Source organism: Bacillus sp. NEAU-Y102, from assembly GCF_054788175.1.
In genome coordinates, this window is record NZ_JBTWFK010000005.1 from 322659 (window position 1) to 336694 (window position 14036).

Genomic DNA, 14036 nt, shown 5'->3' on the forward strand with positions numbered 1-14036 from the left:
TCACCCCCTACTATTCAATATAGGCAATTTGATCCACAACAATTTCTGGTGCTAATTCGCTAATACAAAGTACTTGTGCTTCCACTTGATAACGTTCTAGCAGTCTTACGATCGCAAATCTAAAATCTTTTCTACGTGTTAATAACACTGGTTCTCTTCCCATTAAACGTGCTTGCTTAAAGACGCGCTGCACTTGCTCAACGACACGTGTTTCTAAATCTAAATCCCAGTTTAATAAGTAACCTTGATATGAATTATTCACAACATCCGCATCTAACTCAATTGAATCAGAGAAGAGCGCTGCATATATTTTTCCGTCCGGATTTTTCGCATTTTCACAAATAACTTTTGAAATACATTCACGAACAAATGATGTCACACCGTCAACGTGGTTTTGATAAATTTCTTTGCCGTCAATAATACCTTCAATAATTGTTGGTAAATCACGAATAGAAATACCTTCTTTTAGAAGTTGTTTAATAACATTTTGAACGAGTGATAAATCAATTTCTTTCTTCTTAATCTCTTCTAATAGAACGCCATTATCATTTTCAAGCGAGTTAATTAAGTCTTTTACATGTTGACGCTGAATTAATTCATGAAGATTACGTCTAACGACAACATCTAAATGTGTAATTAATATGCTAAGTGGCTCTAACACTTGATAGCCTTTCATTTGTGCATCTTGCACCATATGCTCTAAAATCCAATATCCATCTTCACCGAAAATTGGATCTTTAGCTGGCTCTGCATCTAAATCAGCCATTACGTTCGGTGTTTTCAGTGCTAATAAATAACCTGATTTTAAAACACCTTCAGCCGCCTTAGCACCTTTAATTCGAATAATGTAACGTCCGCGTGGTCTAAAGCTCGTATTATCTTTAAAGTTAATTCCAGGAACGTTAATACCAAGGTCAGTAATAATCGACTTCCGCATAAGAACAACTTTATCACGAGCTGTTTCCCCGTTAATTTTCTGCTTTACAAGTGCTGCTAAATCTAAACCGAGTTCTACAATAATCGGATATTTATCCGTAAATACTCCGAATGAATCTTCCACTTGTTGCAGTTGCTCATCTTCGCCTTGAATCATTTCTAATTCTTTTTGAAGCTCGTCTTCTTTTTCTTTCTTTATTCGATTTTTATTACGAATGCCTAAGAAGATAATCGTTCCACCAACGAGTGCGAATGGTAGAAACGGTAGCGGAGTAAAAATACCCATTGCGATAAATAAACCACCTAGTGCATATACAACGACTTCATGCGCTAATAACTCTTTAAAGATACCTTCTGTTACTGTATCCGGTGAGCCGTCAAATACACGCGTTACGATAATACCTGTTGAAATTGCAAGCATTAATGAACCGATTTGGTTTACGATTCCGTCACCGACAGTTAACTGTGTATAATGAAGAGCTGCATCTGCAAAGCTCATTCCTTGCTGCATCATGCCGACAATTAAACCGAAAATAATGTTTACGAATAAAATGACAATCCCGAAAATAACGTCCCCTTTAATGAACTTTCCGGCACCATCCATCGCCCCGTAAAACTCTGTTTCCATATTTAATTTTTTTCGTTTTGCCTGTGCATCTTTTTCTGAAATAATACGCTGGTTTAAATCAGCATCGATAGACATTTGTTTCCCCGGTAAAGAATCAAGTGTAAAACGAGCTGCTACTTCAGCTGTACGAGATGCACCGTTTGCAACGATAAACTGGAATATGATTAATACTGTAAAAATAACGATACCAATTAATAAGTTTCCGCCAATTACGAACTGGCCGAACTCTTCAATAACATGACCTGCATTTCCATCTGTCAAAATCGCTCGCGTCGTCGAAACGTTAATCGATACGCGGAAAATCCCGATTAATAACAACATCGTTGGAAATGACTTTAATTCATCCCACTCGTTAATACTTGTCGCTCGCATATAAATAAGCACTGACATACTTAGTAGAAAAACGATAATGATATCAAGTATAAATGGTGGAAGTGGAATTAAGAGCGCCACTACGAATGACGCTGCTAAAAAGATAGAAAAATAGGTTCTTGCAGACTCTATCTTAAACAAAGAGATCTCCTCCAAACGCGCTATTACACTTCAAGTTCGTTCGTCTGAATTAAATAGCGCATAACTTCAATTACAGCTACGTATAAATCTTCTGGAATCGTCTCATCTTCCTCGACTTGATAATATAAAGAACGAGCAAGCGGACGGTTTTCCACCATTGGTATTTCTTGTTCACGGGCAAGCGTTCGTATATATAATGCGAGCTCATCTTCCCCTTTTGCAACGACAATTGGTGCTGCATCAACGTGTTTATTGTAACGAAGTACAACCGAAATATGAGTCGGGTTGTTTACAATAAACGTTGCGCCATCCATCTTCTTCGCAATTGTTCCTTGCAAGATCGCATGCATAAAGTTTTTTCGTTTCCCTTTTACTTGCGGGTCCCCTTCATTATCTTTATGCTCCCTTTTTACTTCTTCTTTTTTCATCTTAATATCTTGTTCGTACTCCCATTTTTGATAAATGAAATCAATAATAGAAAGAATGATTAAAATAATTAAAATGGCTAAAAAGATAAATTTAATTTGGCTAATAATTTCAGTAAGTGACGCTGTCCAGTTAAATCCAATCATACTAACAATCTTCTCTAAATTCTTTTTAAAGAGAACGTACGAAACGTAACCGATTAATCCCATGTAAAACAGTGATTTCAAAATATCTACTAAACTTTTACGACTAAACAATCTCGTAAAATAGTTTTTCGGATTAATACGTGACGCTTTCGGTTTAATGACTTTAGAAGAAAATAGGAAGCCGACTTGAATCATATAATTGAATAAATGAAAAGCATATACGAGTATTAATATCGGAGCCGATACTTTCAGTAATAAAATCCCCATTAAATAAAAATACTCGGTTGAATCTGTATTTTTTCCAATTTGATCAAACAGCACCGCTACGGAATTTGCAATCTCATAACCTAGCCAATCTCCGAAGAAATAAACGACAACTGCTAATACGAGAATGGAAAATAAATTATTTAAATCTTTACTCCGGGCAATATTCCCTTCTTCACGCGATTTTTTACGCTTCTGCGGGGTGGCCTTTTCTGTTTTATTATCCTTTGCCATGCGCGTCCCCCTACTTCGTTAAGAAAAAGTTAAATAGTTTCGTATATTCTTCAAGTAATACATCCGTCATATTTTTAAACACATAACCGAGCATCGGTACACTCATCGCAATAAACAAAATACCACATGTAATTTTAATTACGTATGCATTCATAAAAACGTTTAATTGCGGAGCGTTTTTTGCAATTAAAATTAGAACAAAATTAATGATGAATAAACTTCCCATAAGCGGCAGAGCAATTTCAACCGCTGATGTGATCGCAAATAATAACGTTGCGAGTAGACTATCTAAAAAACTAGTCGTCAACAATTTTGAAATCGCCTCTGTATATTGAAACGACTTTAAAATAGTGGCAACGAAATAGTTAATGCCGCCAAGTGAAATAAAAATAATGAGAAAAAATATATCAAAAATGGTTGATAGTAAAGTAGACTGTGAGCCTGCATTTACATCAAACAAACTTGCTTGTGATAAACCAATATCAAAGTCTAAAATATGCCCTGCCATTTTCGGAATGTTCCACAGCATTTCTACAATTTTTGAAAGTGATAATCCAATTACAATTTGCGTTCCTGCATAAGCTGCAACGTCCCAAACTGTCTTGATGTGAGAGACATCCACTTGATCGGCCACTGTAATTGAAAGAGCAAGTCCAACTGTAACCTTCGCCATTGCTGGAATGGATCGGCCTGAGAAAAACGGTAAAAAATATAAAAATGAAGTAATGCGACAAAACGCAAAAAACGTTGCCGCCCATAATTCCATATTCATTTCAGTTCACCTATCTTAGTACGAACGCAATAGCGATGGGATTTTATCAAATAAATCTAAAATAAGCATCGTTAACTCTTGGAACATCCACGGACCTAAAATGATAATTACGAGCACAATACTCGCCATTTTCGGTAAAAACGTCAGCGTTTGCTCTTGAATTTGCATCATTGCCATAATAACCGCGATAATAATAACGACAATCAGACTTACAACGGCAATCGGCATTAAAATCATAACCCCTTTATAAAAAAAGGTTTGGAAAATATCTATAATTGGTGACGTATTCATTTATATGACTCCTATCACATAGCATCAAGCGCTTCAGGCGACCGTCTTAAACATAATATCGACGATTTTTGTATATCCACCTAAATATACGAAAACGAGTATTTTAAACGGTAAACTTAAAATCATCGGCGGTACCATCATCATCCCGAGGTACATTAAAAGTGTACTAATAATCAAATCTATAAATACAAACGCTAAATAAATGAACATCCCTGTTAGTAAACCTTTTTGAATTTGCGTTAACGTAAAGGATGGTACAAGTGTAAATAAGGAAAGATCTTTCAAATCTTTCGGCAACTCTTCTCCGCGTACTTTCAGCATCATTTTCAAATCATGCTTATACGTATGCTTTGACATATATTCTTTCATAATAGGAGCTGTCGTTTCCGCAGCTTGACTTACTGTTATTTTCTCTTTCGTCATCGGATCCCACACATCGCTCTTCAGTTGCCCGAGTACAGGCTGCATCGTAAAGAGTGATAAAAATAATGCAAGTCCAACAAGCACTTGGTTTGGTGGTAAATTCATTACCCCAAGTCCTTGACGTGTAATCCCAAGAACGATCATAAAATAAGTAAAATGTGTAAATAATAGAACGATAGAAGAAGATAATGATAAAAGGGTAACGAGCGCAAATAGTTGTACACTTGAATTACTCGTAAACTCTTTTCCATTTTCGAAATTAATAAAACCGTTCGGGGCCGCATACGCTGGATTTACAAAAATAATTGAAAAAACGATAGAAAATACGAAAATAACGGCTAATAATGATAACTGTTTCTTTATTCTCATGATGGATCCTCTACTTTTTTCGTTTCAGTCTTCACCGCGTCTTCTAGTGCTTGTTGAAACTGATTTCCTGTTCCGGTTAATTGCACAGACTGTACACCGTTATTACTAATAACAGTGAACACTTGCTTTCCGTCCACTTCAAATAAAAAGGCACTCGTTTGATGATTTAAATACACGCCGTCTTTTACTTGAATATGGCCATTTTCACCCTGCTTAAAAAACTGCTGTTTGCGCGTCTTTTTCGTCATATAATATGCACCGTAACCGAGCGCACCAAACAGTAAAACGACTTGAAATAAGGTCGTCATATACGACATATGACTCCTCCTCTACTCTTTATCTTGCATTTGACTTTGCGCTTTCATAAGCGCCGCTTGTTTCTTATCAGCTTCAATTTCAGAAATGATAATACCGAATTTCTCGTCCATTACGATTGCTTCACCGATGCCGACTTTCATATTACTTAAATACACATCTACTTTATGTCCTAAGTTTTTCTCTACTTCAAGAACATCGCCAACCTTTAGCTGCTTCACATCACCAAGCGTAATAGATGACTTTCCAAGCTTTACACCAAGTTCAATCGAAATATCTGAAACAGTATCAATATGTGCTTTACCTGCTTCATTTCGCTTTCCTGCAAAATCTTCTAATCCCATTAATGACACAGGAGATACTTCATGCTTCATATGGATCCTCCTACTCTACAAAACTTTTAAATAGGAGCGCCTTACGCGTTCCATCTTTTCCAATAAAACAATTAAATTTATGCTTTCCATCTACATAACCAAGTAATTCATCCGAAACTTTCGTATGAAGCGGAATAATATCGCCTTCTTCAATTTGTTCAATCTCACTCATTGTCATTTTCTGCTCACCAATTGCAACGTGAACAGGTTTGTACACTTGATTTACTTTCACTTCCACTTCAGACGTATACTTCCTACGTTTGTCCGAAGAATGTTCGACAATATTTTCAGATGTTAACTTATCCATAATTTCTTCAACAGATAAGAATGGAATTCCGATACGCACCGTCGTATTCCAAAAATCTGTTTTCATATTTACGTTAAGTAATGAAATGATATCGCTCGCTGTCGTAATCTTTAATGCATTCGGATCTGTTTCCGTCGTTACAAATTTCGGTTCAATCGCAACAACACTTTCAAATGATTGCTCTAAATTTTTACAAAGAAGCAAGAATATATTATCAAGCGTTAAAAACTCAAACGCTGTTAACGGTCTGCGCATCGTAAAGTTACGCTTACTATCTCCGCCAAGCCAACATTCATGAATATAAATAACGAATGCTAAATCAATCTCAATAACAATTTCTCCAAGCTCTGGTAAACCGAGATCAATTACGCAATATAAATAATAATCTTTCGGCATTTTCTCCACATACTCACTCGTAAATGGAACTTGTTCAACTGTTGAAGGCTCTAGTTCAATTGGAATACGCATACGCGCTGATAACGTCTGTGACGTCTGTTTTCCAAACGTAGAAGCAATCGCCTGCAAACTACGTAAATGCTCAACACCGAACTTCTCTGGTCTATTAAAATCATACTCTTGAAATTTCTCTTGCTTTCCTGCTTCTTGTGCGAAAGCTGGCATTTCCTCGCCTTCATTTACCGCCTTCAGCAGGGCATCAATTTGCTCTTGGCTTAATTTTTCGCCACTCATGACAATCCCCTTCCCTACCTTTTCAATTCAACGATTTCAACGTACATCTTCCCATTCTTCGTCAAAATCTTTCCGGTTCCAATCTCTTCATTCTCAAGCATAAGACGCACCGTATTTTTCGTTGAATTTTCAAGACGATACAATGTACCTTTCGTAATATGAAGCAGATCTTCAATTTTCTTTTTCGTATTTCCGATTTCAAAATAAATTGTTAACGGAATATCATCTTGTAATTTCAAATCTAGCCAACTCCCATATCATGTTCACGAAAATTTCATGTTCTCTCTATATATGAAACTTCTTATTTTGAAACGTCGATATTTAATATTTTTTTAATATATCCTTGCGTTTCTTTAAATGGCGGTACGCCTCCGTACTTTCTCACATTACCAGGACCAGCATTATAAGAGGCAAGTGCCAATACTAAGTCGCCGTTATTTTTCTTTAAATAACCGCTTAACTCTTTCACGCCACCTTCAATACTTTCAGCTGGTGAAAAGGGATTCTTCACACCCATCTCTTTCACATTCGCTGGCATAAGTTGCATAAGACCCATCGCACCTGCATGTGATACCGTTTTCGGATTAAAATTAGACTCTACTTCAATCATTTTTTGAATTAACGTTTTCGGAATTCCGTATGTACGACTTACACGATCAATAATATCCTCATACTTCCCTTCATTGGAAGAACGTATTTTTTGAATATTATACTTCTTCGTTAATTCCCACGTATCAGCGGCCTCATTTTTCGTTTCTGGGAAACGTCGTTCAAACTCTTTTTGCGCAACTTGCACTTCATCTGCTTTCTTCGTTTCAACCTTTTCTTCAGGCTTACTCGCTTCCTCTACTTTATTAATAGTTTCTACCGGTTTATTAACAAACGCTTCTATTTTGGTAGATTGTACCGGCTGACTCATATCCTCTACTTTTGCCGGCTGAGTAGTAGCCTTCGTCTCCTTCGCAGGTTCACTCTGCAACTTCTCTTGAAAACGACTACTAACAAATGCTTGTGGACTACTTAGCTTTTGCTGAATTTGTCCTTTCTTATATGCAAGCACTTCTTTTACTATATTTCCAACTATCATAATATCACCTTTTCGGTAAACAAAGATAATCTAATATTAGAGTTTTTTTTTAAAGTTTGCAATAATCCTTTTAATAATTATGTAATAAAAAAATGAATATATTGTTAAACTGTTATTTTTTTATATTTATTAATTCGAATTTTTAGTTGACACCCGTTGTGGCAAGGATTACAATAAATCTCGAAATTGATTTTTTCGCATATTACCGTTTTTCAATTTGCAGAAAAGTCAATATAAAAAAATGGGGGTTTCTTAATATGAGAATTAATACAAACATTAACAGCATGCGTACACAAGAGTACATGCGCCAAAACCAAACAAAAATGAGCAATGCTATGGACCGTTTATCAAGTGGTAAACGTATCAACAACGCTTCTGACGATGCAGCAGGTCTTGCAATTGCAACTCGTATGCGTTCACGTGAAGGTGGCTTAAACGTTGCAGCTCGTAATACAGAAGACGGCATGTCTTTAATTCGTACAGCTGACTCAGCTTTAAACTCTGTATCAAACATCTTACTTCGTATGCGTGACCTTGCAAACCAATCTGCAAGTGAGACTAATACTAGTAAAAACCAAGCTGCAATGCAAAAAGAATTTGATCAATTAAAAGAACAAATTCAATACATTGCGGACAACACTGAGTTTAACGACAAAAAATTATTAGACGGATCTAATAGTACTATTAATATCCAAACTCTTGACTCACATGATAAAAATAAACAAATTACAATTTCACTTGATTCTGCATCACTTAAAAACTTAGATATTACAGATTTAGCCATTGGCTCAAACACAGTTAACAAAAATGATCTTGATACACTTAATAATTCTATGAAACGACTAGAAACTGCAGCTGCAGATGCAGCTGTACAAGCTCAAGACGTTACAGATGCAAAAAATGCTTTTAATAAAGTCAAATCAGGTTATACACCAGCAGAAGTAGAGAAAATGGAAGATGCTTTCAAAGCTTATGATAAAGTAGTAGCTGATCCAGCTAAAACTGATGCTCTTCTTAAAGCTGCTGCAGAAAAGATTAATACAGAATTTAAAACACTAACAGCACCTACGGCAACAGCATTCGATCCATCTTCTTCTGTTGAAAAAATCGACAAAGCAATAGAAACAATTGCTTCTAGCCGTGCTACTTTAGGTGCTACATTAAACCGCCTTGACTTTAACGTAACAAACCTTAAAAGCCAAGAAAACTCTATGGCAGCTTCTGCTTCTCAAATCGAAGACGCTGACATGGCGAAAGAAATGTCTGAAATGACTAAGTTCAAAATCTTGAACGAAGCTGGAATCAGCATGCTTTCTCAAGCAAACCAAACGCCACAAATGGTTTCTAAATTATTACAATAAGCCATTTGAGTTAGTTTCCTGAATAAACCTCTCTGCTTGCGGAGAGGTTTATTTTTTATTTATTAGCTTTAGAACACTAACTATATCAATCTATAAGGAGTGTCTATTATGCGTATTAGTACGAATATTTCGAGTATGAATGCTAGACAGTCGTTTTATGAGAATGAGAAACGTATGAATGTTGCGATGGAGCATTTGGCTACTGGTAAGAAGTTAAATAACGCTTCTGATAATCCTGCAAATGTTGCGATTGTAACTCGTATGCATGCGAGAGCGAGTGGTATGCGCGTAACCATTCGAAATAATGAGGATGCGATATCGATGCTACGTACAGCAGAAGCTGCCCTTCAAACTGTAACGAATGTTTTGCAACGTATGCGTGATTTAGCTGTTCAATCTGCAAATGGTACAAATTCAAATAAAAACCGTGATTCACTGAATAAAGAATTTCAATCTTTAACAGAACAAATTAGCTATATTGGCGAGACGACTGAGTTTAATGATTTATCCGTGTTCGACGGCCAAAAACGTCCTGTTACATTAGATGATATCGGTCATACAGTAAATGTAACGAAACATATTCCCCCTGCCCCTACACAACATGACATCAAGATTTCAACAGAACAAGAAGCAAGAGCGGCGATTCGTAAAATTGAAGAGGCTTTACAAAATGTATCACTTCATCGTGCTAATCTTGGGGCTATGATGAATCGTTTACAGTTTAATATTGAAAATTTATATAGCCAAAGTATGACGTTAACAGATGCTGCATCTCGAATTGAAGATGCGGATATGGCGCAGGAAATGAGCGATTTTTTAAAGTTTAAATTGTTAACTGAAGTTGCACTTAGTATGGTTTCACAAGCAAATCAAATACCGCAAATGGTTTCTAAACTACTACAATCGTAAAAGTTCATCTTCCATCTTTGGAACGATTCCATACAAAATAAAAGGGAAATACATATAAACTATGTATCTCCCTTTTATTTTGTACCCAAATTTTTTACTGTGTTACGGTCATAACTTGTCCACTACGATCAACCATAATTTTCATTTTACCGTCTTGTGCATTATATAGCCCTAGTTTATGTAATTCCATTTTACAATCTTGTACGAAAGTTGGTAATTTACGAATTTGATCGATATCAGAACTTGTAATGAAATGAATTAAAAGCTGCGTCATGCCTTTAATATCTTGTACAAGCTCTTCTTTCTCTCGTTTTAACCTTTCATTTTCTAGTTGTAACGACTGCAATTCACCTTCTAGACTACGTGTATTCTTCGCTTCTCTAGAACGCCCTGCTGCCATGCTAGAAAGCTTATAAATACCTTCCATAAACTGATGTAGTTCGTCTTCTTTTCTTTCACTACACTGATTAATTGTTTCAAAGTTATCAACGATACCAGATATAACTGTTACAAGATTTTTTTCATCCTCTTTATGCTGGATTTCTTCTTTTAATTCGTACTCATTTTCTTGTTTTCTTGCAACAATCGTCTCTTTTACTGTTATATATTTTCTCTTTCGTCCTGGTTTTTGTTTTTCAATATTTTCAAACGGTATTTCACATTTTTTCAATTTATAATACGTATTTTGCAATTGACTTTCTGTTTTTGGAAAAAGATTTAGTTCATTTTTACTTACGTATTTTGAAATATTTAAAATGTTTAAACCGTGACGTTGGCAAAATTGATATACTTCATATAGTAGCTCTAGTTCAGACTTCAGCCATGTAATTGCTGATTTTTCATATGCTCGCATCCCGCCATTTTTTTCTATATCTATTTGAAATAATACCATTCGATTATGTAAATCAACTAACTCTTCATACTTTACTTGGAATTCTTTTTCTATTTTTTTTAATTCCACCTCTAGTTGCATATCGTTCATTTTATTATTTGACATGTTTTGTAAAAGACCTAATACATTAATTGCTGTGTGGTGATACATAATCTGTGCCACTCCCCCTCATCCTTTCACAATTCTCATCTGACTCCCATGTCTTTTAAGAAAATAGCAATTTTTACATATCCATATTATAACAGTTCGAAATTATCTGTCAAATAATTAACATACAAAAATGTATAGAAAGTATAAAAATTTGGAAAATGTTTTTTTATTAATATGTAAAATTGCATATTAATTACATTTAATTATATTATATGGTATTTTGAATATTTTTTCACCGAAAAAATTTGCGTTACCACGAAATCTAACTAAAATAATCCCAAAAATACGTTCGCTTATATTTTTAAATCAAAAATCTCTAAATGAAGATTATTTACACAGACAGCGACAAACACCCAAGAAACCTTTCATTTTTCTGCCTGTTTAAAGTATAGAATACTAAAAAGGAACTAACCAATGCTTACACATGGCTAATTCCTTCCCCCTCTAACAGAATAGAGTTATAAACCCAGTCTTCAAATCCTCAATCGAAGTCTCGCTTCTTCTTACCTAAAACTACTTCATACCTCTGAACTCACATCGCATAAGACTCTATTAAGCACTGAAAACTTCCTTACATAAGTAGTTCCTCTATTCCTACTAAATAGAAAAATGTTATACACCAGCTCTTCTACTTACCTATAACCACTCCATATGTCTGGTCTCAACATCACATAGGGCTCTATTAAGCACTGACCGCTCAACACTTGGCTAGCGCTTCTATTCCGGCTAAAAAGAAGCTTTTAAAGCACTAACTTATCAACTAAACCAATTAGCTCTTGAATATCTGGCTTACTTACTTGAGCATTTGCTCCTACAGCTTCACCTTTATGGAATAATTCATTTGTAATTAATGAAGAGAAAATAATGACTGGTAAACGATTCATTACTTCACTATCCTTAACCACTTTCGTTAAATGATGTCCATCCATTTTTGGCATTTCAATATCCGTAATTAGCAAGTGAATATGTTCAAACATTTTTTCGCCTTGCTCTTTCGCTAATTTTTCAATTTGCGCTAACGCTTCTGCACCATTGCTGAAGAAGTTCATTTTCGTATATCCAGCTGATGATAATGTTTCTTCTAATATTTGGCGAAGCATTGCTGAATCTTCTGCAATATAAATTACTTTTTCAGCTCGATCTGTTTTTTGTTCTAACCCTGCAATTGATTTATTGTCATAACCAGTGCCGCTAATTTCACATACAATTTTTTCATAATCTAATAGTAAGATGATTTTGCCATCTAGTTTTACAATACCAGATGTCGTTTCTTCTAGTCCCATAGATAATGAAGCTGGTTCATCAATTTGTTCCCACGAAATACGTTGAATACGATGCACTTCATCAACGCGGAAAATAACTTTCATTTGGTTTAATTCTGAGATGATAAATTTCGTTTGATCAAGTGGCTTTGTTGACTTTAAATTAAGAGCCATTGCCAAGTTAATAACAGGTAAAATTTCACCGCGTACTTGAACAACACCTTCAACTGCATGATGAGATTCTGGCACAGTTGTAACAGGGAATGGATTAATGATTTCACGTACTTTCATTACATTAATACTAAATAGGTTTTCACCAACAGTGTACGTAACAATCTCTAATTCATTTGTTCCGCTTTCTAATAAAATACTTTGTGCTTGTGACATAAAGGTGTCGCTCCCCTTCCATTAATTCCGTATATCTAATTATTAAGCTTTATAAAAGCGAAAAAGTCAACTACCTATATAAAAAATATAGATAGTCGAACGATTCATTTTATAAAAAAAAATTAATCTTGTATAAACGAAGCAAGTGCCTCTAATAACACTTCTTGTGCTCCTACAATTTCCGTCGGCATTGCTTCCCATTTTTTCGAAAGCTCGGTCTCTACTCTTATTCTCAGCTCAGAATTCATTTCTGCTAGCACATATTCTTTCGTTGCTATATCAACATCAAGTAGCGCGAGTGCATATAATTCCGGGTCATTTATTTTTTCGAATAATCGTTTTAATACCACCGGTGCTATATGTTTTAATTTTTCAATATGAATTTCCTTATCCGAAAATAGTAACTCATATTGAATAAACATAACATTTTCTTTAATCACTTTAAAATAACAATTATTTTTTTTATCATTTACAAAATAACCGTTTGGATCTGCAATAATACTTTCTACTTTACGAATTAAATCTGGCAAACTATTCGCCGCCATTACAGTCCGCTGCTCAACCTCACTCGGCGAAATGAATGTAACGCGATACTTATTTTGCGCCATCCTCCTCACCTCTCCTTTTATAAAAATCTATCGTCACATACTATCCAGAAGGCACACTGGCCTACTATGAAATGATTATCTCATCCCCATCCATCTCAGTATGCCTCCATAGCTCTATTCTTACAACTAGGAACTCTTCTGGACCATAACTGTTTATCCACACTAAACTTTGCTTACCTCTTCTTATACTACTCTAGTAACTCTCCATACCTCTGTCCTTACACACCAGTCGAGGTCCTATTAGGCACTAACCGCTCCAAAACAACGCTGGGTCCTCTCGTCAACCCTAAAAAGAGCTTTTAAGATCTTTTTAAGAACTTTTCAATAACTCTATGTTATTAAACCAAAACGCTATCTGCTGATCCGTAATATTTGGCAACATAACAAAAAACTCACGACACTTCATCTCATCCTTAAACAGTTGATACTTCCAAACGCTATCGCTACCAACACTTATGAAATAAAACTCATGGATACGGCCAATGATTGCTTGTTTTTCACCAAATGAATACGGAGGCACTTGCTTAATTTCAAATTGATCTGGTAAATATACATGCTCTTCTCGTTCTATTTTTAATACTTGCTCGGCAAGTTCACGTTTATTTTCGAAAAAAGGCAATTGTAAAATTCGCTCTTGTCTTGTCATACGAATAAAAAACCCTTTCTACTCCATTACATTTTTTCCATGCGAT

General features: G+C 35.3%; 16 protein-coding genes. 2 read left to right on the forward strand and 14 right to left on the reverse strand.

The features are described 5' to 3' along the window. Positions 1-10: 10 nt before the first annotated feature. The 10 genes from flhA to ACYFX0_RS15620 form a co-directional block, all read right to left on the reverse strand. Positions 11-2077: a flagellar biosynthesis protein FlhA gene (flhA, locus tag ACYFX0_RS15575; protein ID WP_000472586.1), complete on the reverse strand. Its 2067-nt coding sequence runs from the start codon at positions 2075-2077 to the stop codon at positions 11-13. Positions 2078-2100: 23 nt separating this feature from the next. Continuing rightward, positions 2101-3147 (reverse strand): flagellar type III secretion system protein FlhB, encoded by a 1047-nt coding sequence (gene flhB / locus ACYFX0_RS15580; RefSeq protein ID WP_001040120.1) that lies wholly within the window; start codon positions 3145-3147, stop codon positions 2101-2103. Between the two features lie 10 nt (positions 3148-3157). Then, positions 3158-3919 (reverse strand): flagellar biosynthetic protein FliR, encoded by a 762-nt coding sequence (locus ACYFX0_RS15585; RefSeq protein ID WP_001055718.1) that lies wholly within the window; start codon positions 3917-3919, stop codon positions 3158-3160. A 15-nt stretch (positions 3920-3934) separates the two neighbouring features. Beyond that, positions 3935-4210, reverse strand: a complete 276-nt coding sequence (locus ACYFX0_RS15590; RefSeq protein ID WP_001098080.1) for a flagellar biosynthetic protein FliQ — start codon at positions 4208-4210, stop codon at positions 3935-3937. A 33-nt stretch (positions 4211-4243) separates the two neighbouring features. Then, positions 4244-5002, reverse strand: coding sequence for a flagellar type III secretion system pore protein FliP (locus tag ACYFX0_RS15595; protein WP_001220582.1), 759 nt, complete (start codon positions 5000-5002; stop codon positions 4244-4246). Continuing rightward, a complete protein-coding gene (locus ACYFX0_RS15600; protein ID WP_000121178.1) occupies positions 4999-5319 on the reverse strand; it encodes a hypothetical protein in 321 nt (106 codons plus the stop codon). Before ACYFX0_RS15600 ends, ACYFX0_RS15595 begins: the two co-directional genes overlap by 4 nt. A gap of 12 nt (positions 5320-5331) precedes the next feature. After that, a complete protein-coding gene (gene fliN, locus ACYFX0_RS15605; protein WP_000680010.1) occupies positions 5332-5691 on the reverse strand; it encodes a flagellar motor switch protein FliN in 360 nt (119 codons plus the stop codon). Positions 5692-5701: 10 nt separating this feature from the next. After that, entirely contained in the window at positions 5702-6688 is a 987-nt protein-coding gene (fliM, locus tag ACYFX0_RS15610; protein ID WP_000012361.1) for a flagellar motor switch protein FliM, read from the reverse strand. Positions 6689-6702: 14 nt separating this feature from the next. Next, positions 6703-6927: a flagellar motor switch protein FliN gene (locus ACYFX0_RS15615; protein ID WP_000775712.1), complete on the reverse strand. Its 225-nt coding sequence runs from the start codon at positions 6925-6927 to the stop codon at positions 6703-6705. A 62-nt stretch (positions 6928-6989) separates the two neighbouring features. Continuing rightward, a complete protein-coding gene (locus ACYFX0_RS15620; protein WP_000635222.1) occupies positions 6990-7775 on the reverse strand; it encodes a lytic transglycosylase domain-containing protein in 786 nt (261 codons plus the stop codon). Between the two features lie 257 nt (positions 7776-8032). Here ACYFX0_RS15620 and ACYFX0_RS15625 point away from each other — a divergent pair, with 257 nt between their 5' ends. Further along, positions 8033-9136: a flagellin N-terminal helical domain-containing protein gene (locus ACYFX0_RS15625; protein ID WP_001222396.1), complete on the forward strand. Its 1104-nt coding sequence runs from the start codon at positions 8033-8035 to the stop codon at positions 9134-9136. 108 nt (positions 9137-9244) lie between these two features. Next, positions 9245-10045, forward strand: coding sequence for a flagellin N-terminal helical domain-containing protein (locus ACYFX0_RS15630; protein WP_106081394.1), 801 nt, complete (start codon positions 9245-9247; stop codon positions 10043-10045). A gap of 94 nt (positions 10046-10139) precedes the next feature. Here ACYFX0_RS15630 and ACYFX0_RS15635 read toward each other — a convergent pair whose 3' ends face one another. From ACYFX0_RS15635 to ACYFX0_RS15650, 4 genes are all read right to left on the reverse strand, one after another. Continuing rightward, complete coding sequence (locus tag ACYFX0_RS15635) at positions 10140-11087, reverse strand: DNA-binding domain-containing protein (RefSeq protein ID WP_142398753.1); 948 nt, start codon at positions 11085-11087, stop codon at positions 10140-10142. Between the two features lie 740 nt (positions 11088-11827). Then, on the reverse strand, positions 11828-12736 hold the full coding sequence (locus tag ACYFX0_RS15640) for a chemotaxis protein (RefSeq protein ID WP_000075943.1): 909 nt from the start codon (positions 12734-12736) through the stop codon (positions 11828-11830). Positions 12737-12858: 122 nt separating this feature from the next. After that, positions 12859-13344 carry a hypothetical protein gene (locus ACYFX0_RS15645; RefSeq protein ID WP_000068294.1) on the reverse strand — a complete coding sequence of 162 codons (486 nt, stop codon included), beginning with the start codon at positions 13342-13344 and terminating at the stop codon, positions 12859-12861. A gap of 310 nt (positions 13345-13654) precedes the next feature. Then, positions 13655-13990, reverse strand: a complete 336-nt coding sequence (locus ACYFX0_RS15650) for a DUF3964 family protein (RefSeq protein WP_000198167.1) — start codon at positions 13988-13990, stop codon at positions 13655-13657. Between the last annotated feature and the right edge of the window lie 46 nt (positions 13991-14036).